This is a genomic window from Flectobacillus sp. BAB-3569 (assembly GCF_002270355.1).
In the GTDB taxonomy this organism is placed as follows: domain Bacteria; phylum Bacteroidota; class Bacteroidia; order Cytophagales; family Spirosomataceae; genus Flectobacillus; species Flectobacillus roseus.
On the sequence record NZ_NJFZ01000050.1, the window covers coordinates 1 to 3,639 of the forward strand.

The window sequence follows — 3,639 nt, forward strand, 5'->3', positions numbered from 1 at the left end:
GGATAGTGTAGCGCTTTCAGCTTACCTTCCGCTTACAGGTGGTACAATCTCAGGAAAGCTTAACATAAATGCTGAAGGTGGTACTAGGTTAGAAGAGGCAAAACTCTGTATTAACACCACAAATACTAATAAGCCTCCTTCGATAGCATTTCATACCCCGGGCGTTTCGGCTATTCAGCTCTATGAAAAGCTAGGGCATTTGTATATCAGAAATGACAATGGAACTGCCTACGACAGCGTAAATTACAAAGTCTGGACGCAGATGAATCATGGGGTTGACTCAGGATTGAATGCAGACTTGTTGGATGGTTATCATGCTTCTTATTTCACCGATGCTAATAACCTTGTTACAAATGCCAATAGACGATTGGTAAGTGATACTCAAGTCTCCTATTGGAATGGAAAAGTTGACCGAACAGAATTGGCAGCATTCCTCCCTCTTTCAGGAGGAACGATGACAGGGGCAATTCGATTTAATGCCGCAGGTTCAAATAACGGGATAAGTGCAGGTACTGGAGATGGGGCTACAACTACAGCTTACAATCTTGAGATAGCCTCTTGGTATGGCGTCGGATTCAAATCTACACTCGATAATACGACAAAAATAGTGTTTGATACACGTGCAGGAAGAATACAAGCAAGTAGGGTTTTACTGAGTGATTTTGCAGATGGTCAAATTGATAGATTAGTTGTTTCTCAAGGTGATGGAAGTCTGGTACGTTCTGATAAGGTTAGATTTGGGTATAATAATCATATCTCAGTTGGAACTGGTGATAATGCAACAGAATCAACCTATAACTTTGAAATTGCCTCTTGGTGGGGTATTGGATTCAAGTCTAATGTAGACAATACCACAAGAATTGTATTTGACACACGTGCTGGTAGAGTCCTTTCAAAGGCTGTTCGTGTATCTGATTTTGCAGATGGTACTAACGCAGTACCTGTTATTTCAGATGCAAACGGTAATCTGGTTAAATCTGCTTTTTCAGCCGATTGGGTTAATACAAACGCCAATAGACGATTTGTCACAGATACTCAAGTTGGACAATGGAACAATAAAGTAGAGCGCTCTGAGCTTGGCGCTTATCTACCTCTCTCAGGTGGGTATCTTAGTGGAAAGCTGGAAATACACGGTACTTATGGCACACACTGGTCGGAGTCTAAATTGGTAGTGCTTACCACTGACAATACTAAACCTCCTTCTATTTGCTTCCATACACCAAACAAATCTACCATCACAATCTATGAAAAAGATGCAGATTTGTTCATTAGAAGCGACATGTCGGAAGCTGGTGCTAGCATTCACAAAAGAATTTGGTCGGAGAATAATCATGGTATTGGCTCTGGTCTTAATGCGGATCTACTGGATGGTTTTCATGCTTCTTACTTTACAGATGCAAACAATCTCATTACAAACGCTAACAAGAGACTCGTGTCTGATTCGCAGGTGGCTTATTGGAATGGGAAAGTGGATAGTGTAGCGCTTTCAGCTTACCTTCCGCTTACAGGTGGTACAATCTCAGGAAAGCTTAACATAAATGCTGAAGGTGGTACTAGGTTAGAAGAGGCAAAGCTTTGTATTAATACCACAAATACTAATAAGCCTCCTTCGATAGCATTTCATACCCCGGGCGTTTCGGCTATTCAGCTCTATGAAAAGCTAGGGCATTTGTATATCAGAAATGACAATGGAACTGCCTATGACAGCGTAAATTACAAAGTCTGGACGCAGATGAATCATGGGGTTGACTCAGGATTGAATGCAGACTTGTTGGATGGTTATCATGCTTCTTATTTCACCGATGCTAATAACCTTATCACTAACTCTAGTAAGCGCCTAGTTTCTGATGCTCAAATGACTTACTGGAATAGTAAAGTTGATAAAACGGAGCTAGATTCTTATTTAGCTCTGTCTGGTGGTACAATGACGGGTGCTATTAGATTTAGTGGTGTAGGAGTTAATAGTATTGGTTATGGCACAGGAGATGGAGCCACAACTTCCACTTACAACCTACAAATTTCATCTTGGTATGGGATTGGATTTAGAGATACTTGTTATGGAAATACTTACATAGTATTTGATACACGTGCTGGTAGAATCCTTACGAAGGCCGTACGTATCTCAGACTTTGCAGATGGTCAAAATGCTGTACCTGTCATTTCAGACTCAAATGGAAACTTGACAAAATCAGCTTTCTCAGCAGATTGGATTAACACAACTGGAAATAAGCGTTTTGTAACCGACACACAGATTACTTACTGGAATGGAAAAGCAGATAGAGCAGAGTTAGGAGCTTACCTACCACTTACTGGAGGATTCCTAACAGGTAAACTTGAAATTCAAAGTAATGGAGGAACTCATTGGTCTGACTCAAAATTAGTAGTCGTAACTACGGATAATACAAAGCATCCATCTATTACGCTACATTCCCCAGGGAACTCAGCCGTAACTATCTACCAAAAAACTTTGATTTATTTATCAGGACAGATTATTCAGAATCAGGAGCATCCGTCCATAATAAAATCTGGACTCAACTTAATCATGGTATTGGTTCTGGACTGAATGCCGACTTGTTGGATGGATTCCACGCCTCTTATTTTACGGATGCCAATAATCTTGTTACCAATGCTAATAAAAGGCTAGTTACTGATACGCAAATTGCATATTGGAATGGCAAAGTAGATAGAAGCGAGCTTTCTGCATATTTGCCTCTCACAGGGGGGAATATGGCGTATGGCGCAAAGATTTCATTTGACCCAAACTCTTACATTGGTTATGGTAATGGTGATAATGCTACAACAAGTGCATACAACCTTGAAATTGCCTCTTGGTGGGGTATTGGGTTCAAATCAACTGTAGATAATACCACAAGAATTGTATTTGACACACGTGCTGGAAGAGTCCTTTCAAAAGCTGTTCGTGTCTCTGATTTTGCAGATGGAACCAATGCTGTACCTGTTATTTCAGATGCAAACGGTAATCTGGTTAAATCTGCTTTTTCAGCCGATTGGATTAATACAAATGGCAATAAACGATTTGTTACTGATATTCAGGTTGGACAATGGAATAATAAAGTGGAGCGTTCTGAGCTTGGCGCATATTTGCCTATTTCAGGAGGAACCTTAAGTGGAAAACTCGAAATTCATGGTACTTATGGCACACACTGGTCGGAGTCCAAATTGGTAGTGCTTACCACAGACAATACCAAACCTCCTTCTATTTGTTTCCATACACCAAACAAATCTACCATAACAATCTATGAAAAAGAGGCAGACTTGTTCATTAGAAGCGATATGTCGGAAGCTGGTGCTAGTGTTCACAAAAGGGTTTGGTCGGAGAATAATCATGGTATTGGCTCTGGTCTTAATGCGGATCTACTGGATGGTTTTCATGCTTCTTACTTTACAGATGCAAACAATCTCATTACAAACGCTAACAAGAGACTCGTGTCTGATTCGCAGGTGGCTTATTGGAATGGGAAAGTGGATAGTGTAGCGCTTTCAGCTTACCTTCCGCTTACAGGTGGTACAATCTCAGGAAAGCTTAACATAAATGCTGAAGGTGGTACTAGGTTAGAAGAGGCAAAACTCTGTATTAACACCACAAATACTAATAAGCCTCCCTCGATAGCATTTCAT

2 protein-coding genes are annotated in these 3,639 nt (G+C 40.6%); both read left to right on the forward strand.

What is annotated here, in order from left to right:
• Nucleotides 1-2,563: tail fiber protein (locus tag BWI92_RS26160; RefSeq protein ID WP_217903497.1), on the forward strand; the 2,563-nt coding region annotated here is incomplete at its 5' end.
• Between the two features lie 8 nt (nt 2,564-2,571).
• The coding region (locus tag BWI92_RS26165) for a tail fiber protein (RefSeq protein ID WP_217903498.1) at nt 2,572-3,639 on the forward strand (1,068 nt) is incomplete at its 3' end.